Origin of the sequence: Tahibacter caeni (genome assembly GCF_024609805.1) — a bacterium.
In the GTDB taxonomy this organism is placed as follows: domain Bacteria; phylum Pseudomonadota; class Gammaproteobacteria; order Xanthomonadales; family Rhodanobacteraceae; genus Tahibacter; species Tahibacter caeni.
Genome location: NZ_JANFVR010000047.1, coordinates 1 through 23835, shown reverse-complemented (window position 1 = coordinate 23835; position 23835 = coordinate 1). Strand labels below are relative to the sequence as shown.

The window sequence follows — 23835 nt, the reverse complement described above, 5'->3', positions numbered from 1 at the left end:
CCCTGGCCGGCGAGGTCACGCGCTACGCCTACGCGCATGACGGCACGCGCCTGAGCCAGACCACCGATGCGACCGGTGCGAACCCCGTCACGACGCACTACCTGGTCGATCCGAATACTGCCTACGCGCAGGTCATTGAGGAGGCCGAACAGCAGGGCAGCGGCACGCCCACCCTGAAAGCGCTGTATGCGGTGGGGGATGATCGGATCCGGCGCTACACGCCGGCTGTGGCCGGCAGTGGGGGCAATCCCGGCATCCCGGCCGGGCTGCGCTACTACCACGCCGATGGGCTCGGTAGCACGCGGCTGCTGACCGACGAGACCGCGGCGATCACCGATCACCTGACCTATGAAGCGTTCGGGGAGCTGGATGCGGCGGCCTCGCTGCAGACCAGTGACAACGCCTTCATGTATACGGGAGAGCAGTGGGACCCGAATGCGGGGTTCTATTACCTGCGGGCCAGGTACATGGACCCGAAGGCGGGTCGGTTCACGCAGCAGGATAGCTTTGCTGGGTTCGATGCCGAGCCAATATCGCTTCACAAATATCTGTACGCAGGCGCCGATGCTGTTAACGGACGCGACCCCAGCGGTCATATGACGCTCAGCGAGGTCAATGCCGTCGTCGGGAACCTGTTATCGCGCTCCATTGCGATAACCAACTTTGTTGGGCGTGCGCAAACTGCGGTCGGAGCAGTGCAGTCACTGATCGAAGCGCTAAAGATTCTGAACGATCCTTCCGCCATATCGCAATTGACAGCGTATCTTGATCCATCAAATCCAGACTTTCAGGGTAAATTGGGCCCTTCGGAATTCGAGCGGGCTTCTCGTGTTCTGCGTCAGAATGCTGCGCGAATCGCGCGCAGTGTCGGGCTACACAGAATAAAGACATTTTTTCGCTACGTTCCGGATAAAAGTTCTACTGTAGTTTTCTACATGCCTACGCCGATTCGTACGCCTGGTAACGGAAAGCTGATTTCGACTGGAGTACCGATCCCCTTGGCAAATTTTGGGACGAGAAAAGCTGTCATTGCCGTTGGTGGTCATTCAACGCGATTTTTTGGTCTCGGTTTCGCTCTCGGGACTCGTGAAAACACGCAGCGTCAGCTATTCAGGATGGATTGGATGAAGATGCCGAGAAGCAACCACTTTCCCGGTGACAAGGACAATGCCGATTATTGGCTAGATGGAGGATTCGAGTTCCATGTGCCAAGAGAGCCGTAATAATGAGGATTGATCTCGATGAGATGCTTTGTCGCCTGAAGCGAGATAGGAACCGAATAGTCATATCAGTTGCCGACTACGAGTGCATTTCTCAGTTGGAGTCTGAGAGCTTTGGCGACATATGCGATCGCGAACCGATTGCGACGTTTTCACACATAGCCGACTATTCAACCGGGGATGTGGGGATTGGTGGGTACTTCAATTTGCCGCCACAAACTAGTGATCAGGTTATCGAAAATGTCACTCGTTCTATGTCGGTGCGGCTCTTCGTGTGCGCGCCTAGCGATGAGTTCTTCAAGACTATTCCGGTCGGCGTGCATGAAGCGATTTTTAATCGTGGAATGGAGCTCGACGAAGCGTTCATTCTTACGGCTTCTCTATTGAGAGGCTTCGACTGGATGGCGTTGCGCGACGGAGATGAAGGAGACGCTTTTTATTACTTGTTTTGAAGAGCGTAAATCAGGACACCCGTAAATCTGTCGTGCGTCGGAAAAGTCCGACGCTACGCTGAGGCGTTGTTCGTTGACAGACGATAACCTCGCTCTGTGCTCTCGCGTAGTACGCATCAAAAAGCCCCGCGATTACGGGGCTTTTTGACGCAATCGTCAGCGTGGGTGCGTCTTGGTTGGCGGCGTCTCGCAGGTCATGACGAGACAGCCGTCGTGCACGCTGACATAGATGCGTCCGTTCGGCGGGAACCCGGCGCGCTGCAGCCAGTGCCCGCGCAGGCGAATGTAAGGCACCTCCCGATCGCCGCCGTGTTCGCGGCCGAGCAACGCAGGATAGTGCGCGGTGCCGACGGTAATGCGCCGCTCGGCGGTTGATGGCCTATGCTTGGCCTTAGCCATGATCTGCTGCTACTGCACAAGGAGTCAATGTTGCGCTCATCACTGCCTTGGCTTTGACTGCGGCAGCAAATGAAGTCGATCGTTTCCTTGGCGTTCCGATTATCGTTTTCGGTAGCGAGTTTCCAGATCATGCGCTTCACATTGGAGAAGCGCTGATCGGGCAGGGGTCGAACTTTAAGCCGATCAGCCCAGCTCTGAATCGAACGCCCGCTTGGCCGAGAGGTTGGTACAACCGTGCGCCTGAGTGCGATAGGAAGTCGAGAGATGCGTATGGAGCGAGCAACTCCGGAAAATCTGCCGCTTGCGATGAGTTTCCGTTTGCCACTACAAGGCAGGGTGGTCCGGTCAACTACGTTCTATGGGGTGTTTCCCTTCGCTTGCTGGACTTGAATGAGTCAAGCAGGACTGGTGGGTTTATTGACAGCTTTTACGGCACGGCAATGATAAGCCCGGATGGAATTTCGCGATGGTCCAGATTCGTGGCATTGGGAATACCTGGGTCTAAGAGCTTTTTCACCGATAGAATGGGGCGGGTTCATTACTGGAGTGAATGATGGCTTCTCTCTCGGAGCTTGAACGCATAGTTTTAGACAGAAGGCCGGATTTGGCACGAACCGCGCCAGGTCCGGCTACCGAGCAAGATCTTGCTTTGCTGAGATCGAAGATTGGGGAAATTCCAGCTTCGTTACGTGAGCTTCTTTCTTGGCGAAATGGGTCGCCTTCTGATTCGTGGTTTGGTGATGGGTTTTGGTACTTATTGCCATCAAGCGAAATTGGAAGTCTTTACTCAGAGTGGGCTTCTAGACGATCTAATCGAGTTCATAGGGTTGACGGCGAGTCCAATGAGGTTCGGGGCTGGCCCAGCAGTTGGGTTCCTTTTGCCACGTGGAATGGCGACGTGTTTGTCGTGCTCGACGGCAGAGATGCGGAGGCCCCGGCAGTGCTTGGCATTGATTTTGAGGCTGGAAAGATTAAGAGGTTGGCTAGTTCGTTCGATGCTTTCATAGGCATGGTTCTTGAGCGAGTAGGGGAAAATGAAGAGCTGGATGTTGACGAGTTGATGGAATAGCAAAAAGCTCCGCAAATGCGGGGCTTTTTGTTGTAGCTCTCAGCGCCGTCTTGTGTTGGTGGTGGGCGGCTCGCAGGTCATGACGAGACACCCATCGCGCACGCTGACGCGGATACGCCCGTTCGGCGGGAACCCAGCACGCTGCAGCCAGTGCCCGCGCAGCCGGATATACGGCACGTCCCGATCGCCCGCGTAGTCGCGGTCACACAGGGCAGGATAGTGCGAGGTGCCGACGGTGATACGCCGCTCGGCGGTCGATGGCCTATGCTTGGCCTTAGCCATGATCCACTCCTAGTCAGTGGGTTGTGGTCAGCGGCATACGACCTGGAAGTACGTCAACACTGCCCGAAGGCCGAAGTGGTCTACGACCTGTTCCATGTCGTCGCCAAGTACGGCCGCGAAGTCATTGACCGAGTGCGCGTGGATGAAGCCAATCGACTTCGTGCCGACAAGCCAGCGCGTCGGGTGGTCAAGACGTCGCGCTGGTTGTTGCTGCGCAACCGGGAAAACGTTCCGGCCGATAAGATCGTGCAACTGGACGAACTGCTCGCGGCCAACAAAGCGCTGCTGACCGGTTACCTGCTCAAGGATGACCTCAAGCAGCTCTGGCGCTACCGAAGTCGGGCCTGGGCGAAGAAGGCTTGGCTATCGTGGAGCCGACGCGCGATGGGCAGCGGCTTGCCGCCACTGCAACACTTCGCCCGATGCCTGGAACCCTATCTCCCGGGCATCCTGGCGCACTGTCGCTGGCCGCTGGGCACCAACCTGCTCGAAGGCATCAACAACCGCATCAAGGTCATCAAGCGCACCGCTTACGGCTTCCGGGACGATGCTTACTTCTTCCTCAAAATCCGCGCGGCATTCCCCGGTAATGGGTGAAGAACCCAAAAAAAGGGCGCGACCGTAGCCGCGCCCTTCAAGAGTCCCGCCTGCGTGGTCGTTACGGCGCCGTCGTGCAGCTGTACTGCGTGTCGACCTGGAAGCCGTCGGAGAACAGCTCGTCGCCGGTGATCTTCATCTCGTCGAGGAAGGCGCCGGCGAACTCGGCGCTGCCGTCGGAGGTGACGCGCCAGCGGATGCGCACGCTCTGGCCCGCATAGGCGGACAGGTCGCGCGTGAACGGCTTGAACACCGCGGTCGCCGAGCCGTTGTTCGGGTCGGCGTTCGATGCGGCCGTGCTGACGCCGGTGAACGCGCCGTGGGTCGGCGGGTAGTTGCAGGCGTTGTTCGGAATGGTCTGCGCGAGCGTGTTCGGATAGCCGCCGTCGGGCGGCAGGTCGTTCCAGGTCGCGCCGCCGTCGGTGGAGATCTCGAGCACCATGCCGTCCCACTGGTATTCGAAGTCGTAGCGGGCCTTGAAGCTCAGCACCGCCGCGCTCGGAATCAGCATGGCCGGAGTCGTGACCGCGCCGCAGGCGTCCGACGGGTAGTTCACGTTGTCGAAGCCCGTGTGGAAGCTCAGCGAACCCGCGCTGGCGGCCGTGTTGGTCACCTTCCACGGCGCTTCGAGCGTCGAGTAGATGCGGTTGTCGCCGTCGTCGAGGTAGGTGCGGCCGCGGATGCCGGCCGGGCCGATCGGCGTGCCGTTGACGATCGTGCTCTTCGGCGCCGCGTTGCCGAGCGAGTCGGTCGCCGTGACGCGGTAGAAGTACGGACTCGCGAACAGCACGGACACGTCGTCGTAGGACGGCGAGGCCACGGATGCGGCGATCGTCGTCGGCGACGTGAAGTACGGCGTGACGTCGCGCTCGACGCTGTAGCTCACGGTCGCCGACGGGCAGTTCGCCGGCGCGGCGGCCCAGGCCAGGCCGACCTTGCAGGTCGCGCCCTGGGTCGAGTTCACGGCCAGGCTGTCGTGGCTGAACTCCGGCTGCAGGGTGCAGGCCGCGGTCGAGGTCACCTCGACGCAGTTGGACGCGTCGCCTTCGACGTCGCCGGAAACGCCGCGGACCTTGTAGGCGTAGGTCTGGCCGGCGCGCGGCGTGGTGTCGACGAGCGGGCTGGCGGCGGCGGTGCCGACGAGGCGGAAGTCGCCGGCGCTGGCTGCGGCGCAGGTGCCGTCTGCGCGATAGAGCTGGAAGCCCTGGGCGCCGCCGGCGCTTGTGAACGCGACGTTGACCTGGTTGCCGCTGTTGGTCGCCGCGGTTGCGGTTGGCGCCGCGAAGGCCGGGCCGGCCGGCAAGCCGAACGCGCCGGAGACCGCGAGCGCATAGCCCTGGCGATTCGTGTTCGCGCGCGCGCCGCCCGGTATCGACGTGCCCTTGACGCGGAAGGTGTAGCTACCGGCCGTCGGCGCGGTCAGGCGGAACTGCTCGACCGTGTTGCGCACGTCGGCCGTGCCGCCGGTCGTGGACACGCCGCTCGTGAACACGTTGCCGAGGTAGGTGCCGCCCGGGCCGACGACTTCGAGGTCGAGGTTGTTGACGAGGCTCAGCAGGCTGCCCTGCTGCGCTTCGATGTCGTACCAGGTCAGGGTCGCGCGCAGTTCCTGGCCCGCGGCGACGTTGGCGATGGTGTATTCGTGCTGCTCGCCGGTCTTGAGGCCCGCGGCCTGGGTGCGCTCGAACAGGCGCAGGCGGCGGTTGTCGTCGCCGCCGGTCAGCGTGTTGGCGAACCACAGGTTGGAATCCAGCCACATGCGGCCCCAGCCGTAGGCGGTGCTGTTCCAGTTCGCCGCGCTGATCGCGTTCGTGCCGTTGAGGATGACCGCCTTCATGGCCATGCCGCTCGGGTTGTACTTGTCGGCCGCCGTTGCCGCGCCGCGCGGATACCAGCCGTCGGCGAAGTACTGGCGCAGCAGCGCGGCGTTGCCGGAGACCGTCGGCGCCGACATCGACGTGCCGCTGAGCGCCTTGGTCGCCGGCGCTTCGGGCGTCGCGTTCGTGGTCGCGTCGCCGGACGCGGAAATCGTCGAGGAGCCCGGTGCCATCACGTCGGGCTTGCGCCGGCCGTCGGCGGTCGGGCCGCGGCTGCTGAACGAGGCGACCGTGGTGGAGCCGCCGTGGCCGAGCGCGCCGACGGTGATCGCGTTCTTCGCGTTGCCCGGCGTGCCGGTGGTCGTGGCGCCCGGGCCTTCGTTGCCGGCCGAGACGACGAAGATCATGTCTTCGGCCTTGCTGCTCAGCACGTAGTCGGCTTCGAAGTCGTTGCCGGAATAGATGCCTCCGGTCGGCGCGCCCCAGCTCGCGCTGTGGATGCGCGAGCCGCCGGCATAGCCCTGCTGCAGGGTGCCGGTCAGGTCGGTGATGGACAGGCAGCCCGAGGTGTCGTTGCCGATGTCCAGGAACAGCAGCTGTGCGTTCGGCGCCATGCCGTCGGCGAGCTCGTGATTGGCCGCGGTCGGCGTGGAGGCGAGGTAGGTCGTCGCGCCGAACGTACCGGCTGCGTCGCCGAGCACCGTGCCGCTGGTGTGCGTGCCGTGGAAGCTCGTCGGGCTGCCGCCCGGACAGGTCGCTGTGTTGTCGTAGGCGGTCGCGCCGGGCTGCACCCAGTAGCCGATGACTTTCTGCGTCGGCTGCAGGGTGCCGGCCGTCGGCGGCGCCGGGGTCTGCGGCGTGGCCACTGCGGTGACCGGGCCCGAGCCCTTGTCGAGCGTGGTGAACCAGGCCTCGTTGGCGTCGGCGCCCGAGTCGGACACCGCGACGATCTGGCCGCTGCCGAATATGCCGTGATCCCAGATCGGCGTCTTGCCGGCTTCGACCGCGCCGCTGCCGGCCGGATTGGCCGTGCTGTTGCCCTGGACCGTGCCGATCGCGGCCGAGTTCTCGAACGCCGGCTGCAGATACGGGGCGACCCAGGCCACGCCTTCGATCGCCGTCGCGCCGCGCACGAACGCGGCGAGCTGGGTCAGGTTCACGTTCGCGCGGACATAGGGATTGTCCTCGCGCGAGTTGACCGTCGTGATGCGCGCGCCGGGCGCGGCCTTGGCCAGGCTTTCGGCGAGGCGCTCGGCCGATTCGCCGGAGAAGCCGAACACTTCGATGTCGATGCCGCCGAACGGCGCTTCGGCCAGCGCGCTCTGGGCCGTCGCGTACAGGCGCGGATCGAGCTTCATGCCCGGCTGGTACAGGCCCGACCAGCGCGCGCCGGACAGGCTGCCCAGCGCGCTCAGCGCCGTGCCGTCGTCGAGTTTCACGATGTAGGCGTTGTTCGGCACGTAGCCGACGATACGGACGTTCTGCTTCTCCAGCCGTTCGCGCGCGGCCGTGCCGTCGGCGAACTGCACGATGGCATAGCGCGCGGCGGACACGTCGGGCGCCGCGCCGGTGGCGGCGAAATCCACCTGCTCGACGGTGGGATCGAAGGCGCCGGCGCGCGTCAGCAGCAGGCGCGTGTTGGCGACCATCGCATCGGTCAGCTGCTCGGGTGCGACGGTCTGCGGCGCGACGAGATGCGGTCCCTGCGCGTGAATCGCGCCGGCGACGATGAGCAACGAGATCGCCGCGGCAAGGCGGTGGCGTTTCATGTTTCGGTACTCCCCTGGGAAGGCTGGGTTGGGTGCAACAGCCATCGAGTATGCGAGCGGCCCAGCGCGGAAAAATCCTGCGCAGGCCGTGTGCGCGCCTCGGCAATTCGGCGGAAATGCCGCGTTCGGAAGGCGCATTCCGCGTCTTGTCCAGGTCCGGTTGCGGGTGCCTCGGCGCATCGCGGAACGTCTCGCGCGGCACGGTGGGCTTGTGCGTTGCGGCGCAGGTGTGAATGTGCCGGTGGCCGAAAAGGCGCCGCGAAAGCGGCGAGTCGATCGAATGGCTATCGCTTCCGGGTTGCGCTGCAGCAGAGGTTGCGCGGTGCCGGCCCGGTGAAGGCTGGGTCCCTAGGACTAGCGATCCGGAAAGAAAACTGATGCCGTAGACAGATATGTCGTGGTCTTGTGGTCGATGTGCTTCAGGGCCGCAGGCCGTATAGGCCGCGAAGCGGCAGTGTGTCGGTCATACGGACAGATCCGTCCTCAGTGGCGTTGCGCTGCGGGCGGGCGACCCGGCCGGCTGCGTCGTCGACGTCGTGCGTTCACCGTACCGGGTCGCTGCCCGAGGCGCTGACCTGCGGCGAGCCGCCGACGCGGGAGAAAACGAATCGATAGGTCTGACTGAACGGCAGGCGCGTGGCCTGGCCCGGATAGGTCGTCGTGACGTCGCCGATCGTGACGGTGCCGGGCCCGGTGCCGGCGCGCACGCGCACGAGCGGGAAGAATTTCCATTGCAGCACGGCGCTGCGCACGCTGGCGAGGAACGGTGCCGGCACCGGGTCGGCGGTCGCTTGCGGCGTCACGTCGACGACGCGGCCGTCGGCATCGACGTGCAGCGCGACGGTGACGCTCTGCGGCGGCAATGTCCGGTCGAGCAGGGCCGGCGGATAGACCGGCTCGGGATTGTCCGGCAGCGCGACCGGCGGGTCGTAGCTCACTCCGGCTTCGGCCGCATAGCGCTCCTTTGCGCCGGCCTCGAGGATCTCGTCGCTGACGACGCCGCGGCTCACGGATGCGGCAGGCGGCTGCGCCGGCTTGCGCGACGGCGACGGTGCGCAGCCGGCGGCAGTGACTGCCGCTGCCAGTGCGGCGGCGGCAGGGACGAATGTGCGCATGAACGACTCCGCCGTTGCAGGGTTGTGGAAAATGGCGCGAACGCGCGCCGCGGCGTCGCGTCAATCCCGGTGCCGCAGACGGCCGGCCAGCCAGGCTTTCGCGAAACGCCAGTCGCGCACCACGGTCGCGCGCGACATGCCGACGGCCTCGGCGATTTCCTCGGTAGTCAGGCCAGAAAAGAACTTGAGCTCGACGATGCGTGCGCTGTCGCGGTCCTTGCGTTCCAGCTCGACCAGCGCCTCGTGCACGGCGAGCCAGTCCACGCGGAGGTCGATGCGGTCGTCGGCGACTTCCTCGGCCAGCTCGTCGAGCGCAACGAACGGCAGGCCGCTGCCGCGCTTCTCGCTGTCGCGGCTGCGCACGTAGTCGATGACGAAATGCCGCGCGGCGCGCGCGGCGATCGCGTAGAAATGGCCGCGGTCGTGGAAGTCGATGCCGGTGTTGCGGCAGAGCCGCGCGTAGGTTTCGTGGGCCAGCTCGGTCGCGCTCAAGGTGAAGTCGCGCTGGCCGTGGAGCTGCTTCCTGGCGATGTCGCGCAGGGCCGGATAGACCGCGTCGAGCAGCGCCGATTCGGCTTCGCGGTCGCCGCCGCGCCAGCGGCTCAGCAGCGCGGTGATGTCGGGAACGATGTCGTCGGTCATTGCGCGCGTGGCATCCGTGATGCGGTCATGGTCTTACAACGGCGCCGGAACGTCGAGCCGGGTCGCGTATGGCGCGCTCGCGGCGGCTCCGCACCGATGACGAGTCGAGGCGCTGGAACGGCGCATATGGAACGCCGACGACGCCGCACGACCGGGCGCTATGAGCCGGGCAGGCGCCGAATGCCGTCGTGACGCTGAGACGCGGCAGGGCGCTTATTGTCCTGGCGTCGGCATCGCGATCTCGCCGCGTCGCTCTCCGCTAGTTGCTTTCGGCGGTGCGGAATCTGCCCGAACGGCGTCTTTTCACTGCGTGCGAAGCGGCGCAAGGAATACGTCGACCGACGCCGCGCGATCCGGCGCCCGCGACGATCGGTGCCGTCTGCGAGGCGTTATCGACGGTCGCGCCTGCCGACCGCTAGCCGGTCCGGGCCTTGGCCAGCCGTATGCGGCCGGCGCCGCCGCCGCGACGGTCGAACACGCAGTAGCGGCCGCAGAGCAGCGGCAGGCCGAGCACGCTCTGGTTGGCCCAGCCGGCGATCTGGCGCAGCAGCAGGAAGACGCGCTGGCCGGCGTAGTAGCCGTTGCGCGGCCAATAGTCGTCGGGTTCGCAGCGCAGGCAGGTCTCGCTGCCGTCGGGCGCTTCGAGGCGCAGGTGCAGCACGGGCCATTCGGCCGTATCGATGGCCGAATTCGGCAGGCCCTGGCCCTCGGCGAAGGCCTGCTCGAAACGCGCGACGAGATCGGCCAGGCGCGGATCGCGCGCGCGCAGCGCCGCGATGACCGCGTCGTAGAGCGAGGCTTCGAGCATCACGAAGCTGCTGCCGGTGTCGATGATCGCGTTGCTGACCGAACCGGCCTCGTATTCGGGCAGCAGCGCCGGCGCCGGCAGCGGATCGTCGTCGCCGACCTGCAGCGACAGCAGGTTCACGTTGAAGTAGACGTCGTGCAGCACGCGCAGGTCGGCGAAGCCGCCCTCGTACAGCGACTGGCATTCCTCGCCGCCGCCTAGCACGAGCACGCCGCGGTTCAGCGGATCGCCTTCGAGCTGCCGCGCCGTCGCCGCCGCGTCGGTGATATGGACCACGGCGCGACCGATCTGCAGCGCGAAGCAGTCGGCGAACACGCCGTGGCGTTCGAGCGCCGTGAACAGCGGCTCCAGCTCCACGCGCGGCTGCTGTTCGAGCAGCGCGTGGAGCGCGGCGGCATCGGTGTCGGCGTACGGCCAGGGCCAGGTCAGCGCCGGATCGCGGCCTTGCGCGGCCAGCGGCACCGACAGGTCGTGCGCCGCGTCGAGCCGGCGATAGGCCAGGCCGCAGATGCCGTCGGCGTCGCGGAAGAACGTCGGCGGCGCGCCCTGCACGCAGGCGAAGGCCACGTCGTCGAGACTGCGGCGCTGATCGCGGTCGCCGACGCCGACGCGCGAGCGCAGCACCGGCCCGGCCAGACGGCCGCCGCCGTAAGCGATCTGCTGCGCGTACGCCGTCGCGGCCAGCGTCGCGTCGCGTTCCGGCGCATAGCGCTGCGCGGTCACCGCCAGGGTGCTGCTGCCGGTGTCCAGCAGCACGTTGACGGCGCTGTCTTCGCTGCCGAGGTTCAGCGCGACGCTGTAGCCGCCGCGCGCGTAGGCCAGGGTGGTCGTCAGTTGCAGCAGATTGCGGGACATGCGCGATCGCTCCAAAGTCGCAAACGGGAAGTGTCGGGGAGTGCGCACCCGACAGCGGACGGCCGTGCCGCGGTCGGGCGCGCTGCACCGTTCTACGCGCCGCGATTGCCGTGCGCCAGCCTCCGCGCCGAAATCGGCGTCGCCGTTTCGCTAGGGCTTCGGCTCTATGCCGCGCTCGCGCGCTTTTTTCACCAGCTGTTCCGCCGCGCTCCGGATGTCGTGCGATTCTGCCGCTTCCAGTGCCTGATGCAGATCGCGAGCGACGACGGCGCGCTGGCCGGGGCTGTCGTCGTCGTCGAGCAGGCAGAAGTCGGCGATGAAGACGATCAGCGGCAGCGCGTCGTATTCACCGAGATTCGGATTGGCCTGGACATCGGCAAGGGCGCGCCGGGCGATCGGATAGGCTTCCCGTCGGCGGTCCTGCAGGGTGAGATAGGTCGCCGCGGCCGTGCGGAACAGCAGCAGATTCGGGTCGGAGGCCTGCCAGATGCGTTCGGCCACGGCGACCGCGGCGAGATAGCGGCGCGCGGCTTCCTCGTGCCGGCCGAGCGCCTCGTTGATCGAGGCGAGATTGAGGTGCGCCGACGCGACGTTGCCGGAGTTTTCGCCGGTCTGCGCGATGTGGATCTTCTGGCCTTCGGTGATGTACTCGATGGCCTTTTCCAGATGCTCGCGCCGGGTTTCGATCGTGCCGCCCAGCGCCATGACGCCGGCATAGCGCACGGAATGCCGGGAAAAGTAGCGATCGCTGATCGCCAGCAACTGCGCGAACAGTTCGTCGGCTTCGTCGAGCTTGCCGAGAAAGGCCTTGCGCCGGGCGAGCAGCAGCAGCGTGTCGAACGTCGCCGGCGAGCCGGCGCCGAATCGCTGCTGCTGCACGGTCAACGTGCGCTGCAGCGCGGCGATCGCCTCGTCGGCCCGTCCCTCCTGCCAGAGCGCGTTCGCCTGCAGATTGTCGCGCTCCTCGGCCAGCGCGGCGGGCCAGTTTTCGCCGATCAGCGGCTCCAGCTTGGCGAGCAGCGGTTCGTAGCTGCCCTGGTTCAGGTCGGTCGACGCGTCCAGCAATTGCCAGCGGCGATGGGCGTCGCTGCCGGTCGGCGATTGCGCGAGGCCGGCGGCAATCTCACTGCGCGCTTCGTCGACGCGCGACAGCGCGATCAGCGCGCGTGCCTTCAGCAGCGCGATCGTGTCGCGCGTTGCGGCATCCGACGAGGCCGCATCCATGCGCTCGAGCAGCGCGAGCGCCTCGCCCGGCAGTCCCAGGCTCAGGTCGATCTGCGCGATCGAACCGAGGACGTTGGTCCGCGACGCGGCATCCAGCGCCGGGCTCGCCTGGGCCTGCGCGGCGACGCGTTCGAACACTTCCCGCGCGCTCATGTCGCGCCCGCTCGCGTTGACGGGATCCACCATGCGCAGCGCGTCGGTGATGAGCCCGGTCATGTCGTCGGCGCGCTGCTGCTCGCGCGCCAGCGCGTTCCGCTGGCGCAGGTAGATCGCGCCGCCGAGCGCGGCCGCCACGACGAGGACGCCGACCAGCGAAACGGCGGCGCGATGGCGCGCAAAAAAGCGGCCCGCGCGGTACAGCAGGTCGCCTTGCCGCGCCGCGACCGGACGGCCGTCGAGGTAGCGGCGGATGTCGTCGGCGAGCTGTTCGACCGAGGCGTAGCGGTCGGCCGGGCGCTTGCGCAGGCAGCGCAGCACGATGAGGTCGACGTCGTGCGCGATATGCGCCCGCCCGCCTGCGGAGCCGGCCTGACTCGGCGCGACGGCGTCTTCGTCGAGGATGCGCACGGCGAGCTGCGCCGGCGTCTGGCCGTCGCGCTGGAACGGCGCATGTCCGGCCAGCAGTTCGTACAGCAGCACGCCGAGGCCGTAGACGTCGCAGGCCGTCGTGATCGGTTCGTTGGCGACCTGCTCGGGCGCGGCATGGCTCAGCGAGAGAAAGCGCTGCTCCGCATCCGTGTGCTCGACGTCGACGCTGCCGATCTGGCTCAGCAGCGGCTTGGCGATGCCGAAGTCGAGCAGCTGCGGCCGGCCTTCCGCGTCCACGAGCACGTTGCCGGGCTTGAGGTCGCGATGCACGATCAGGTTGCGGTGCGCGAAGGCGACGGCGTCGCAGATCGGCAGAAACAGACGCAGGCAGGCCGTCGTGTCGAGCCCGCGCTCGCGCACATAGCGATCGATCGGCAGGCCTTCGACGTAGGCCATGACGATGTAGGGGCTCGCGTCGGGCAGCTCGCCGAGATCGAGCATCGCCGCAATGTTCGGATGCTGCAGCAGCGCCAGCACCTGGCGTTCGACGCGAAAGCGCGCCAGGGTCGCGGCGCCGAGCAGCTCGGGACGTACGACCTTGATGGCGACTTTCTGCGCGATGCTGCCGTCGGCGCGATGGGCGAGAAAGACGCTGCCCATGCCGCCGCGGCCGAGCACGTCGTCGACGCAGTAGGCGCCGATGCGCCGGTTCTTCCAGTTTTCCGCCTGTGCGCGCCTCGCGTCGCCGGCGATCGCGCGGTACGTCGCGGCATCCTGGACGGCGTCGTCGGCGCGCAGCAGGTCCTCGATCTGCCGGCGCGTGTCGTCGGCGAGATCGGCTTGCTGCCGCAGATAGTCGCTGCGCTCGGCGGGCGGCAGGTCGGCCGCCGCGTCGAATATCTGCTTGATGCGTTGGAAGGGCGTGCTGTTCATCGCGTCTGCGTGCTGCCGTCGGATCGGCCGCCCGGGCGGCCGGAAGTTGCTGCGGGGAAACGTCGTCAGGTTGCGGTGCCGAGCCGGTCGGCCAGCCAGGCTTTCGCGAAGCGCCAGTTGCGCACCACCGTCGCGCGCGAGACGCCGAGGGTCTCGGCGATCTCGTCGGTGGTCAGGCCCGAGAAGAACTTGAGCTCGACGACGCGCGCGCTGTCGCCGTCGACGGTTTCCAGCGCGATCAAGGCATCGTGCACGGCGATCCAGTCGACGTCGAGGTTGATGTCGTCGTGAACTGCGTCGTCGACGTGTTCGTCGAGCGTGACGAAAGGCGCGCGGCCGCCGCGCTTCTGGTTGTAGCGCGTGCGCACGTAGTCGATGACGAAGTGCCGCGTCGCGCGCGCGGCGACGGAAAAGAAATGGCCGCGATCGCGGTAGTCGATGGCGGCGCCGCGGCTGAGCCGCGCATAGGTTTCGTGGGCGAGCTCGGTCGCGGACAAGGTCAGGTCCGATCCGCGCAGACGCGCGCGGGCGATGTCGCGCAGCGCCGGATAGACCTGCCGGAACAGTGCCGCCTCCGCGCCGCGGTCGCCGTCCCTCCAGCGCGCGAGCAGCGCGGTGATGTCTGCGGATGTCATCTCGCTCATGCGGTTCCCCGGCCCCGGCCCCGCCATGATAGCGGCGGACTCGGCGCCGGTTCGACGACAGCCGTGTGCGGAAGGGCCGCAGTCGACGCCGGGAGCGCCGAGGCGAGACGACGCGTCACGCATCACGCGTCACGGTCGCGCGACGCGAGCTGATCCAGCAGCCAGGCTTTGGCGAAGCGCCAGTTGCGCACGACGGTCGCGCGCGATACGCCGCTGGCCTCGGCGATCTCCTCGGTGGTCAGGCCGGAGAAGAATTTGAGCTCGACCATCCGGGCGCACTCGCGGTCGACGAGTTCGAGGCGGTTCAGCGCCTCGTGTACCGCGAGCCAGTCGGTGCGCAGGTCGATCAGGTCGTCGGCCGGCGTCTCGTCGGCCTTGTCGAGTTCGACGAACGGCAGCCCGCCGCCGCGCTTCTCGCTGCCCCGCGCGCGCAGGTAGTCGACGACGAAGTTGCGGATCGCGCGCGCGGCCACGGCGAAGAAGTGCGTGCGGTTCTGGTAGTCGACGCCGTCGCCGCGGGCCAGCCGCGCGTAGGCTTCGTTGACGAGCTCCGTCGCGCTCAGGGTCGGATTGCCGCCGGCGCGGCGCAGGCGCATCTGGGCCAGCTCGCGCAGCAGCGGGTAGACCGCGTTCATCAGCGCGTTCTCGGCGTCGCGGTCGCCGTTGCGCCAGCGCGCGAGCAGCGCGGTGATGTCGACGTCGCCGCCGTTCACGCGCGCGCTCCCGTGCCGGGCGCGGCCTGCGCCGCCGCTGCGCGCTGCCGCATTTCAGCCGGCCTTTTCGCCGGAACGGTGGGCGATCCAGGCGCCGGCCAGCGCGGAGACGTACGGAATCGCCTGGGCGCCGAGGATGATCATCCAGAGTTCGCCTTCGGTGTACTGGAAGCCGAACGTGATCATCATGCCGATGATCGCGCAGATCAGCGCGACGAACATCAGCAGCTCCTCGCGCACCGAGCTGAACGCGCTCGGCCGCTTGGACAGGCGGCGGCTCTTGGCCGTGCGCACGAACTCGCCCTTCTTCTTGATCAGGCCCATGAAGATGCCGCGCGCGATCGCATGGCTCAGCGCCATGCTCGCGATCGAGGCCATCAAGGTGTCCTTCCACGAGCAGGGCACGCGCACGCGGTACAGCGCGATGCCGAACACCGCCTTGGAGATGAAGAAGCCCATGATCGGCACGAGGAACAGCTGCAGCGGCAGGTTGAAGTATTTCGGCAGCGACAGCATCAGCGCGGTCCAGACCAGCGCCATCAGGGTGAACACGAGATGCAGCGCGTCGGCGAACCAGCTGAACCAGCCCGTGAGGAAATGGAAGCGCTGGCCGGCGCTGAGCGGACCCTTGCGCGTGAGCCAGCTCCAGCGGCCCTTGAGGATCTGCATTGCGCCGAAGGCCCAGCGGTAGCGCTGCGACTTGTAGGCGGTGAAGTCGGCCGGCGTCAGGCCGCGGCCCATGATCTCGTCGACGTAGACCAGCTCCAGGCCTTCCTGCATCAGGCGCAGGCCGAGTTCGGCGTCTTCGCAGATGGTCCATTCCGACCAGTTGCCCGTGCGTTCGAGCGCGTCGCGCCGGACCATGGTCATGGTGCCGTGCTGGATGATCGCGTTGCGTTCGTTGCGGTGGTGCATGCCGATGCGGAAGAAGCCGTCGTATTCCCAGTTGGTCATGCGACGGAATTCGTTGTGCTCCCAGTCGCGGTGCGCCTGCGGGCACTGCACGACGGCGACCTTGGGGTTGTGGAAATAGCCGGTCAGCGCCTTGAGCCAGTCGGCGCGCACGGCGTAGTCGGCGTCGACCGCGGCGACGACTTCGGCGCGCGGATCGGTCTGGGTCAGGCCGAAGTTCAGCGCGCCGGCCTTGAAGCCGGGCCAGGGGTTCAGATGGAAGAAGCGGAACTTGGGACCGAGCTTCGCGCAGTGCTCCTCGACCGGCTTCCAGACCGCCTCGTTCTTGGTGTTGTTGTCGAGCACGAGCACTTCGAAGTTCTCGTAGTCGAGCGCGGCCAGCGAATCGAGCGTCAGTATCACCATCTCCGGCGGCTCGTTGCAGCAGGCCAAGTGGATGGAGACGAAGGGCTGGCGCTCGTCGGGCGCCGGCGTCAGCAGGCCGAAGCCGCGCAGCCAGCTGCGCCGCCAGATGACTTCCGTGAATTCGAACGCGTTGATCAGCAGGATGCCGATGATCGCGAGCTGCGCCGGCATCAGCACGCCGAGCATGGCCCAGTCGATCGGGTCGAGGTAGAACGTGTAGGGCACCGTCGTCGACCAGACCAGCACGCCGGCCGAGAGCTGGATCAGGCCGAGGAAGAACAGCCGCCCGGCGACGCGGAAGCGCGTGAATGCCCAGGCGAACCAGATCATCGGGAACAGCGCGAGCGCCGAGGCGGCCAGCGCCTTCCACGGCCAGCTCGGATCCTCGATGACCGGGCCGACCATCGAGAACTTCGGATTGCGGTCGGCGCCGAACACGCCCCAGTAGGCTTCCGCGCGGCCGCCGGTTTCTTCCTTCCAGGGCTGGTCGAACGCTTCCATGATGTAGTAGTCGAGGCCCTGGTCGCGCGCGACGTTGAGCCACTCGCGGATGAAGTGGGCCTCGTCGGCCAGGGTCGGGTCGGCGAACTTCTTGCGGTCGCCGTAACTGGGCCAGCCGATTTCGCCGATGACGATCTTCTTGTGCGGATACAGGCGGCGCAGCTCGTTGTAGTTGCCGAGCGCGAAGGCGATCGCATCCTTGCGCGGCACGCCTTCCCAGTAGGGCAGCAGGTGCAGCGTGATGAAGTCGACGTGTTTGACGAGCTCGGGATACTTGATCCAGATGTGGATCGGCTCGGCCGTCGACACGGGCTGGCGGATCGCCGCGCGCGCGCGGTCGAGGTAGTCGATCATCTGCTCGAGCTTGAGATCGTCGCGCAGCATGGTCTCGTTGCCGATCATCACGCGGTCGATGTTCGGCCAGCGCCGTGCGGCGCTGATGACGGCTTCGAGCTCGATCTCGTTGTGTTCGGTGCGCCGGTCGAGCCAGGCGCCGGCCATGACGTCGAGACCGAGATCGCGCGCGAGACGCGGTATCGCGGCGCTCTCCAGCGAGGAATACGTACGTACGCGCTTGGCGTGCCTGGCGATGATGCGCAGGTCCGAGGCGAGCTCGTCTTCGTTCGGATAGTTGGCGCGCAGCGGGCTCTGGTAGCGCTGGAACGCGTTGAACGCGAAGCCTTCGATCTTGCCTTCCCAGTTGGCGATCTGCGCGGGCCGGTTGATGAAGGCCCACAGCGCGATGTTCAGCAGCGCGACGACGAGGGCGAGGAGGATGGCGCTCCACAGCGATTTCTGAACCACGACGGGCTGCGGATTGCTCAAGACAAACCTCGGAAAGAGCAGCTGGAACGCAAAGTGGCGCGCAGGATAGCCCATGCGCGAAGCGGGTCACAACGCGGCCGCGGCCCCGCCCCGGACCGCGGTTTCAGGGCGGCGGCGTGGGCTCGCCGCGCTGGCCGCGCGGCCGGCGCAGGCGGTTCAGCGCGATCGGCAGCAGTGCCAGGAACGCCAGGCCGAACATGGGTCCGAGGAACCACGGATCGCCGAGCAGGTGGCCGTCGATCGCGCCGTTCTCGGCCAGGTTCTTGGCCAGGCCGGCGCCGAGCAGGCTTTCGATCGTCGTGGTCAGGGTGCCGCCGGCGGCCGTGGCGAGCACGAACAGCCAGGTCGGGCAGCGCAGCCAGGCCAGCGCGACGGTGACGCCGCCGAACGGGAACACCGGCACGAGGCGCAGGAACAGGGTGTAGCTCAGTGGGTGCGCGTGATAGCCCTGGCGCAGGCGCTCGACCAGCGCCGGCGCGCGCGCGGCCTGATCGCCGAACGCGAAGCGGCTGGCCGCATAGAGCACGCAGGCGCCGAGCACGACGCCTATGGAGGACAGCAGCGCGCCGAGCGCGGCGCCGAACAGCATGCCGCCTGCCAGGATCAGCACCACGGTGCCCGGAATTCCGGTCGAGATCGCCGCGGTGATGATGCCGATGTGGATCAGCGCCGAAAGAAGCGGATGCGCGGCGATCTGCTCCTGCAGCAGGTGCTGTTCGGCGGCGATGCCGCTGGGACCGAAGCGGTCGAACACGCCCGAGGCGAACAGGCCGGCGCCGACGAGGACCAGCAACAACAGCGGAAGCAGCGAACGTAGACGTTTCATGCCTGGGCAGGGTAGGAGGCCGGCGCCGCGTCGCCGCGGTCCGCCGGCGGCACGCCGTGGCGGCCGCAAAAAAATGGGGCCGGATGACCGGCCCCAGGTGGTGAAGCTTGCGTGCAGTCTAGCAGGGTATCCCGACCGGCACGGAGCGGCAGGCCGCCGCAGCGGCCTGCCGCTCCGGATCAGGGGGCCGCCTCGAAGCCGTGCCTGAAGATCCGGTCGGTGGCCAGCACGAACACGAAGCCGTCGTGGTCGGACACGCCGATGGCCGGGTGCGGGCAGGCCGGCGGTGCCGGCGTCGGCACGAGGTTGCACTGGCGTTCCCATTCGGCCGGCGCGTCGTTGTCGGCACGGCCGTAGTCGAAGCCGATGAACAGGCTGCGCGCGGTCGCGTTGAGCAGGCCGTGGTCGAGCGACTGCAGGGTCGGCACGTCGCGCGTGTTGAAGCCCTGGAACACGCCGAAGTTCTCGGTGAACGTGAACGAGTAGCGGTCGTTCTCGGGCAGCGATTCCACGGCATTCCACAGCGGCGGACTCACGACGGTGTTGCCGGCGTAGTCGAGCAGGTTGGCTGCGTCGTCGTAGCGGCCTTCCATCGCGCCGACCATGTGGGTCCAGCCGTCGCTGAACTGGTAGTCGTTGAAGTCGCCGACCACGGTCAGGATCGTGCCCGGATGCGCCTGCTGGAACGCCTGGATCTGCTCGGCGTGGTACTTGCCCTGCAGGAAGCGCTTCTGGCGGTTGCGGTCGACGTCGGCCTGGGTGCAGTTGCTGCCGGACGGCGCGTCGGTGCACGAGCGCGCCTTCGGATGCACGACCATGACGGCGAACGGCACGTTGCCGCCGCTGCCGGCGGTGAACGTGGCTTCGAGCAGCAGCGGCGGACGGTCGTTCAGCAGCGCGGTCGGGCTGCCGGTCGGATCGTTCCAGGTCACGGTCTTGCCGAGCTGGGTCACCGTGTTGATCGTCACGCGGTCGGTGCGCACGAGAAAGCCGACGTCGATGCCGCCGACGTCGTTGCCTTCCTCCAGTCGCGCCGTGTACGGCACGCCGCTGTCGGTGCTCAGTTTCGTCGCGAGCGCCTGCAGCACGGCCAGGTTCTCGACTTCCTCGGTGCCGAGCACGTCCGGCAGCTTGAGCACGTCCTTGATGTAGGCCGACAGGCGCGCGACCTTGGCGTCGAACTGGGCCTGGGTCGGCGTCGGCGCAAGACAGGGATCCGAGCCGGTGCCGTTGTTGGTCGTGTCACAGTAGCGCAGCATGTTGAACGCGCCGATGCGCAGGTCGGTGCTGCCGTTGGCGTCGCGCACCGGACGCGGCACGACGGCCGCGCTGGTCACGGTCAGCTCGGTGGCCCAGAGCTCGTAGTCGCCGAAGTCGTAGCCGAGCACGCCGGTGGCCGTGAAGCGCGTGTTGCCGACCAGCGGGGTGTCGACCGGCACGGCGCCGAAGTAGTCCGCGTCGAGTTCGAACAGTTCCGGATTGCCGTCCCACTGGCCCGCGGCCAGGTTGCCGGCCGTCGGCACCAGCGGATACAGCAGGCCCGGTTCGCGCACGCCGCGGCGGCCGTCGGCGGTGATGAAGACCTCGGCGAAGGTTTCCGTCGCCGGCGAACCGAAGCGCTGGTTGCCGGTGCTGACCAGGCCGTCGGCGATGTGCACGCGCATGAACTCGAAGCACTCGTAGTTGCTGCCGCTGGCCGTGCAGGTCGGCGTGGCCGGATTCGGCGACGGCACGGACGCATTGAATTCGACTGCCGTCGGCAGCGTGCTGCCGCTGCTGACCACGGTGATCGTCGCGCCGGTGATCTCGGTCAGGCCGTTGAACTCGGCCACGGTGCCGGAGACGTTGATCAGGTCGCCGATCTGCACCGTCGGCGCCGTCGACGTGAACACGTAGACCGCTTCGGAGGTATTCGGGTCGGCGTCGGCGCGCGCGTCCGGCGCCTGCATCGTGAAGCCCTGCGGACCCTTGCCGGTGACGACGTTGTTGAGCGTCAGCACGCCCTGGTTGACCAGCGGGCTGGCCAGGCCGGTGCCCTGGATGTCGTGGATCTCCACGGCGTCGTCGTTGGTGATCGTGCCGGTGGCCGTGGCCGTGCCGAGGGCGGCGTTGACCGGGGCGCTCAGGGTCACGGTGAAGGTCTCGTTCCCTTCGGCGACGGTGTCGCCGTTGACCGTGACGCTCAGGGTGCCGCTGGACTGGCCGGCGGCGACGCTGCCGCTGCCGTTGACGATCGCGACGTAGTCGCTGCCGGCCGCGGCGGTGCCGTCGGCGGTGTCGACCGTGAACGTGACGCCGGCGCTCGGCGCCGCGACGGACAAGGTCAGCGGGAAGTTCAGCTGGACGGTGCCGGAGTGGCCTTCGACGACACTCGCGTTGCCGATGCTGAGCAGCGGGATCGGATCGTCGTTGGTGATCGTGCCCACGCCCTGGGCGTCGGCGATCTGCGTGCCGGACGGCGCGCCGCTGAGGTTCACGAAGAAGGTCTCGTTCGGTTCCCAGGTCGCGTCGCCGTTGACGGTGATGCCGACGGTCGCCGTGGTCTGGCCCGACGGGATCGTGACCGTGCCGCTCGCGCCGAGGTAGTCGCCGCCGGCGACCGTGGCGGTGTCGTCGGCCGTCGCGAAGTTCAGCGTGTAGCCGCCGGCCGGCGCCGCGACGCTGGACGTGACCGTGAACTGCGCCGTCGTCGTGCCGGCATCGCCCTCGTTCATGCCGACGTCGTTGATCGACAGCTGCGGGATCAGCGCGTCGTCGTTCGTGATCGTGCCCTGGCCCTGGCCGTCGGCGACGGTCGCACCGGTCACGTTGGTCACGTTGACGAGGAAGGTTTCGTCGGCCTCGATGGCCGAGTCGCCGTTGACGACGACGTCGAAGGTGTAGGTCTGGCTGCCGGCCGCGATGGTCTGGCTCGTCAGCGATTTCTGCACGTAGTCGGCATCGGCGAGCGTCGCCGTGCCTTCGGCCGTCGCGATGTCGAAGGTCACGCCGCCGGCCGGGGCCGGTCCCGACAGGCTGACCGTGAAGGTCGCGTTGATGGTGTTGCCGGCCGCGCCTTCGGTGACGCTGACGTCGTCGATGGACAGGTTCGGCAGCGGCAGCGTGCCGGCCGGGGTGAGGCTGAAGTCGTCGATGGCCAGGCCGTCGTCGGCGCCGCTCGCGTTGAAGTCTTTCCAGCGGATCCAGAACGTCGCGCCGGCCGGAATGGACAGGCCGGCGATCGAACTTGAGACTGCCGTACGGTTGGCGGCGGCGTTGCCGTCGAGCGGACCGGCGGCGGCTGCAGTTTTAATCGGGTTGACGAAGTTCAGCGCGGTGGCGGCGGTCCAGGTGCCGGTACCGAGGCCGGTCGCGTCGAGGCTGTATTCGAACTCGAGGCGGTCGTCGCGCGCCGTGCTGTTGTTGCCGATGCGCCACTGTTCGCCGGTGAACGCGATCGCGAGGTCGGTGATGGTCGCGCCGGTGTCGTTCGTGAACGACGCGCCGATTGACGGGATTACGCTGCCGCTCTGCAGCGCACCGAACGCGCGTTCGCTGTTGCTGGTCGCGCCGTAGCTGTACGTGTTGCCGCCGTTGCCGCTGCCGGTGTCGGCCGCATAGGTCGTGTTGGCGCTGGTGCCGGTCTCGAGGAAGGCCCACCCGGCCGGCACGGTGGTATTCGTCGTGCCGCTGCTCGCTAGCGTGTTGAAGTCCTGGGTATAGGCGCCGCCCAAGGTGGTCAGACTGACCTGGGCGCTGGCCGGCCCGGCTGCCGCGAGCACGGCGAATGCCAGTGCACAGCGCGCGGGTGTAACGACTGCTTTCATACTCGACCCCTGAACAAGAGTGCGTAAGACAAGAACCGCGCCGCATGGACGCCGGCACCGGTAACGGAGGAGACGCAGCCGCCCGCCGCGGTACGCGCGAAGACGACGCGAGGTCGCTTCGGCAGGCCGCTGCGGGGGTGCGATCTGGTTGGATTCCCTGCCATTCGTTGCGCGCCGCGCCGAGCGGCTGTGCTTTCCCGTAGCGCCGCGCCGGGCCGGCGCGGCGTGCGATTCATCCGTCGCCTAGGGACGGCGGCATCCTGCATGGACGCCGCCGCCGAAAGGCACGCAGGCTAGCATGGGCTTTTGACGATTTCATGTCGTCCCGCAGCGCAAACGGCCGGGGCCGGCGGCGGCGGGCGGGCTCCGTCCCGCCGGGACCGGCGGAACGGAGCGGCGAAGCGGCGGCGGCGGGGCTCAGGCGAGCAGGGAGCGCAACATCCAGGCGGTTTTTTCGTGGGCCTGCATGCGCTGCGTGGCGAGGTCGGCCGTGGGCTGGTCCGACGCCTTGTCGGCCAGCTGGAACACGTCGCGCGCCGTGCGCGCGACGGTCTCGTGGCCGTCGACCAGCTGGGACACCATGTCGCGCCATTCGGGCACGCCGGTCTCCTCCTTGATCGAGGACAGCTTGGCGAACTGCGCGCCCGACCCCGGCGCCATCACGTCGAGCGAGCGGATGCGCTCGGCGACCTGGTCCAGGGCCAGCCAGAGCTCGTTGTACTGGGTCTCGAACATCAGGTGCAGCGTGTTGAACATCGTGCCCGTGATGTTCCAGTGGAAACCGTGCGTCTTGAGATAGAGCGTGTAGCTGTCGGCCAGCAGCCGCGACAGCCCTTTGGCGATCGCTTCGCGGTCCTTCTTGGCAATGCCGATGTCGATACCCATTGCAGACTCCTGTGGTGATTAGGGTGTGTCGTGGTTCCGGCACTCGACACTCTACCGCGCCGGCGTCCCGCCGGGCGGGGCCGCGACGATGGTCGCGATAGGCAGACGCTATGATTGCGGGTTCCGCGGGCCCCGCGCTCCGATACTGGTCTTTCGATGGTCGACAAGAATTCCGCCGACGACACCGCTTCCCGCGCCGCGCCGCACGACGCCGGCCGGGCCGCCCGGCTCGCGGCGCTGCGCAAGTCGCTGGACCACACGCTCACGCGCGACTTCGCGCGCCTGCTCGGACGCTGGCGCCGCCTGAACGACGCCGCGGCGGGCGACGAGGCCGCGTTCGCGAAGCTCCAAGCCGACGTCGCAGCCTCGCGCGCGCGGCGCGAGGTGCGTGCCGCGCGCGTGCCGGAGATCCGCGTCGACGAGAGCCTGCCGATCGCCGCGCGCGCCGAGGACATCGTGCAGCTGATCCGCCGCCACCAGGTCGTCGTGCTGGCCGGCGAGACCGGTTCGGGCAAGACCACCCAGCTGCCCAAGCTCTGCCTGGCCGCCGGCCGCGGCGTGGCCGGGCGCATCGGCTGCACCCAGCCGCGGCGCATCGCCGCGCGCAG

General features: G+C 67.4%; 17 protein-coding genes and 2 pseudogenes. 6 read left to right on the top strand and 13 right to left on the bottom strand.

Annotated elements, in window-relative coordinates; all coding sequences use genetic code 11:
• On the top strand, window positions 1-1223 hold a 1223-nt coding region (locus NON22_RS06655; RefSeq protein WP_257386148.1), incomplete at its 5' end, for an RHS repeat-associated core domain-containing protein.
• Window positions 1224-1225: 2 nt separating this feature from the next.
• Window positions 1226-1672, top strand: a complete 447-nt coding sequence (locus NON22_RS06650; RefSeq protein ID WP_257386147.1) for a hypothetical protein — start codon at window positions 1226-1228, stop codon at window positions 1670-1672.
• Window positions 1673-1828: 156 nt separating this feature from the next.
• On the opposite strand, the gene NON22_RS06645 is transcribed toward NON22_RS06650, so the two are convergent.
• Window positions 1829-2071: a type I toxin-antitoxin system SymE family toxin gene (locus NON22_RS06645; RefSeq protein WP_257386146.1), complete on the bottom strand. Its 243-nt coding sequence runs from the start codon at window positions 2069-2071 to the stop codon at window positions 1829-1831.
• 47 nt (window positions 2072-2118) lie between these two features.
• Between NON22_RS06645 and NON22_RS24950 the strand changes: the two genes are divergently transcribed.
• Window positions 2119-2625: a NucA/NucB deoxyribonuclease domain-containing protein gene (locus tag NON22_RS24950; RefSeq protein ID WP_425507957.1), complete on the top strand. Its 507-nt coding sequence runs from the start codon at window positions 2119-2121 to the stop codon at window positions 2623-2625.
• Window positions 2622-3140 (top strand): SMI1/KNR4 family protein, encoded by a 519-nt coding sequence (locus tag NON22_RS06640; RefSeq protein WP_306673680.1) that lies wholly within the window; start codon window positions 2622-2624, stop codon window positions 3138-3140. The genes NON22_RS24950 and NON22_RS06640 overlap by 4 nt, the downstream gene beginning before the upstream one ends.
• A gap of 39 nt (window positions 3141-3179) precedes the next feature.
• Here the strand turns inward: NON22_RS06640 and NON22_RS06635 are convergent, their stop codons facing one another.
• Window positions 3180-3422: a type I toxin-antitoxin system SymE family toxin gene (locus NON22_RS06635; RefSeq protein WP_257386144.1), complete on the bottom strand. Its 243-nt coding sequence runs from the start codon at window positions 3420-3422 to the stop codon at window positions 3180-3182.
• Between the two features lie 27 nt (window positions 3423-3449).
• Between NON22_RS06635 and NON22_RS06630 the strand changes: the two are divergent.
• Window positions 3450-4019, top strand: a pseudogene (locus tag NON22_RS06630) (transposase); the annotation flags it as partial.
• A gap of 61 nt (window positions 4020-4080) precedes the next feature.
• On the opposite strand, the gene NON22_RS06625 reads toward NON22_RS06630, so the two are convergent.
• The 11 genes from NON22_RS06625 to NON22_RS06575 form a co-directional block, all read right to left on the bottom strand.
• Window positions 4081-7605 (bottom strand): S8 family serine peptidase, encoded by a 3525-nt coding sequence (locus NON22_RS06625; protein WP_257386143.1) that lies wholly within the window; start codon window positions 7603-7605, stop codon window positions 4081-4083.
• 542 nt (window positions 7606-8147) lie between these two features.
• Window positions 8148-8720, bottom strand: a complete 573-nt coding sequence (locus NON22_RS06620) for an energy transducer TonB (protein WP_257386142.1) — start codon at window positions 8718-8720, stop codon at window positions 8148-8150.
• A 60-nt stretch (window positions 8721-8780) separates the two neighbouring features.
• Window positions 8781-9362 (bottom strand): ECF-type sigma factor, encoded by a 582-nt coding sequence (locus NON22_RS06615; RefSeq protein WP_257386141.1) that lies wholly within the window; start codon window positions 9360-9362, stop codon window positions 8781-8783.
• Between the two features lie 415 nt (window positions 9363-9777).
• Window positions 9778-11025, bottom strand: coding sequence for a pepsin-like aspartic protease (locus NON22_RS06610; RefSeq protein ID WP_257386140.1), 1248 nt, complete (start codon window positions 11023-11025; stop codon window positions 9778-9780).
• 150 nt (window positions 11026-11175) lie between these two features.
• On the bottom strand, window positions 11176-13710 hold the full coding sequence (locus tag NON22_RS06605; protein WP_257386139.1) for a serine/threonine-protein kinase: 2535 nt from the start codon (window positions 13708-13710) through the stop codon (window positions 11176-11178).
• Window positions 13711-13775: 65 nt separating this feature from the next.
• Window positions 13776-14354 carry an ECF-type sigma factor gene (locus NON22_RS06600; protein ID WP_257386138.1) on the bottom strand — a complete coding sequence of 193 codons (579 nt, stop codon included), beginning with the start codon at window positions 14352-14354 and terminating at the stop codon, window positions 13776-13778.
• A gap of 122 nt (window positions 14355-14476) precedes the next feature.
• Window positions 14477-15067: an ECF-type sigma factor gene (locus NON22_RS06595; protein ID WP_257386137.1), complete on the bottom strand. Its 591-nt coding sequence runs from the start codon at window positions 15065-15067 to the stop codon at window positions 14477-14479.
• Between the two features lie 54 nt (window positions 15068-15121).
• A complete protein-coding gene (locus tag NON22_RS06590; RefSeq protein WP_257386136.1) occupies window positions 15122-17710 on the bottom strand; it encodes a glycosyltransferase family 2 protein in 2589 nt (862 codons plus the stop codon).
• Window positions 17711-17813: 103 nt separating this feature from the next.
• A complete protein-coding gene (locus tag NON22_RS06585; protein WP_257386135.1) occupies window positions 17814-18536 on the bottom strand; it encodes a TVP38/TMEM64 family protein in 723 nt (240 codons plus the stop codon).
• A gap of 179 nt (window positions 18537-18715) precedes the next feature.
• Window positions 18716-22342 (bottom strand): Calx-beta domain-containing protein, encoded by a 3627-nt coding sequence (locus NON22_RS06580; protein ID WP_257386134.1) that lies wholly within the window; start codon window positions 22340-22342, stop codon window positions 18716-18718.
• Window positions 22343-22759: 417 nt separating this feature from the next.
• Window positions 22760-23227, bottom strand: a complete 468-nt coding sequence (locus NON22_RS06575) for a Dps family protein (RefSeq protein ID WP_257386133.1) — start codon at window positions 23225-23227, stop codon at window positions 22760-22762.
• A 156-nt stretch (window positions 23228-23383) separates the two neighbouring features.
• On the opposite strand from NON22_RS06575, the pseudogene NON22_RS06570 reads away from it, so the two are divergent.
• Window positions 23384-23835 (top strand): annotated as a pseudogene (locus tag NON22_RS06570) (ATP-dependent helicase); the annotation flags it as partial.

Excerpts from the sequence above, each read along its gene's own strand:
- NON22_RS06650 (WP_257386147.1), top strand. The coding sequence starts at position 1,226 with ATGAGGATTGATCTCGATGAGATGCTTTGTCGCCTGAAGCGAGATAGG.
- NON22_RS06645 (WP_257386146.1), bottom strand. The coding sequence starts at position 2,071 with ATGGCTAAGGCCAAGCATAGGCCATCAACCGCCGAGCGGCGCATTACC.
- NON22_RS06640 (WP_306673680.1), top strand. The coding sequence starts at position 2,622 with ATGATGGCTTCTCTCTCGGAGCTTGAACGCATAGTTTTAGACAGAAGG.
- NON22_RS06635 (WP_257386144.1), bottom strand. The coding sequence starts at position 3,422 with ATGGCTAAGGCCAAGCATAGGCCATCGACCGCCGAGCGGCGTATCACC.
- NON22_RS06625 (WP_257386143.1), bottom strand. The coding sequence starts at position 7,605 with ATGAAACGCCACCGCCTTGCCGCGGCGATCTCGTTGCTCATCGTCGCC.
- NON22_RS06620 (WP_257386142.1), bottom strand. The coding sequence starts at position 8,720 with ATGCGCACATTCGTCCCTGCCGCCGCCGCACTGGCAGCGGCAGTCACT.
- NON22_RS06615 (WP_257386141.1), bottom strand. The coding sequence starts at position 9,362 with ATGACCGACGACATCGTTCCCGACATCACCGCGCTGCTGAGCCGCTGG.
- NON22_RS06610 (WP_257386140.1), bottom strand. The coding sequence starts at position 11,025 with ATGTCCCGCAATCTGCTGCAACTGACGACCACCCTGGCCTACGCGCGC.
- NON22_RS06605 (WP_257386139.1), bottom strand. The coding sequence starts at position 13,710 with ATGAACAGCACGCCCTTCCAACGCATCAAGCAGATATTCGACGCGGCG.
- NON22_RS06600 (WP_257386138.1), bottom strand. The coding sequence starts at position 14,354 with ATGAGCGAGATGACATCCGCAGACATCACCGCGCTGCTCGCGCGCTGG.
- NON22_RS06585 (WP_257386135.1), bottom strand. The coding sequence starts at position 18,536 with ATGAAACGTCTACGTTCGCTGCTTCCGCTGTTGTTGCTGGTCCTCGTC.
- NON22_RS06580 (WP_257386134.1), bottom strand. The coding sequence starts at position 22,342 with ATGAAAGCAGTCGTTACACCCGCGCGCTGTGCACTGGCATTCGCCGTG.
- NON22_RS06575 (WP_257386133.1), bottom strand. The coding sequence starts at position 23,227 with ATGGGTATCGACATCGGCATTGCCAAGAAGGACCGCGAAGCGATCGCC.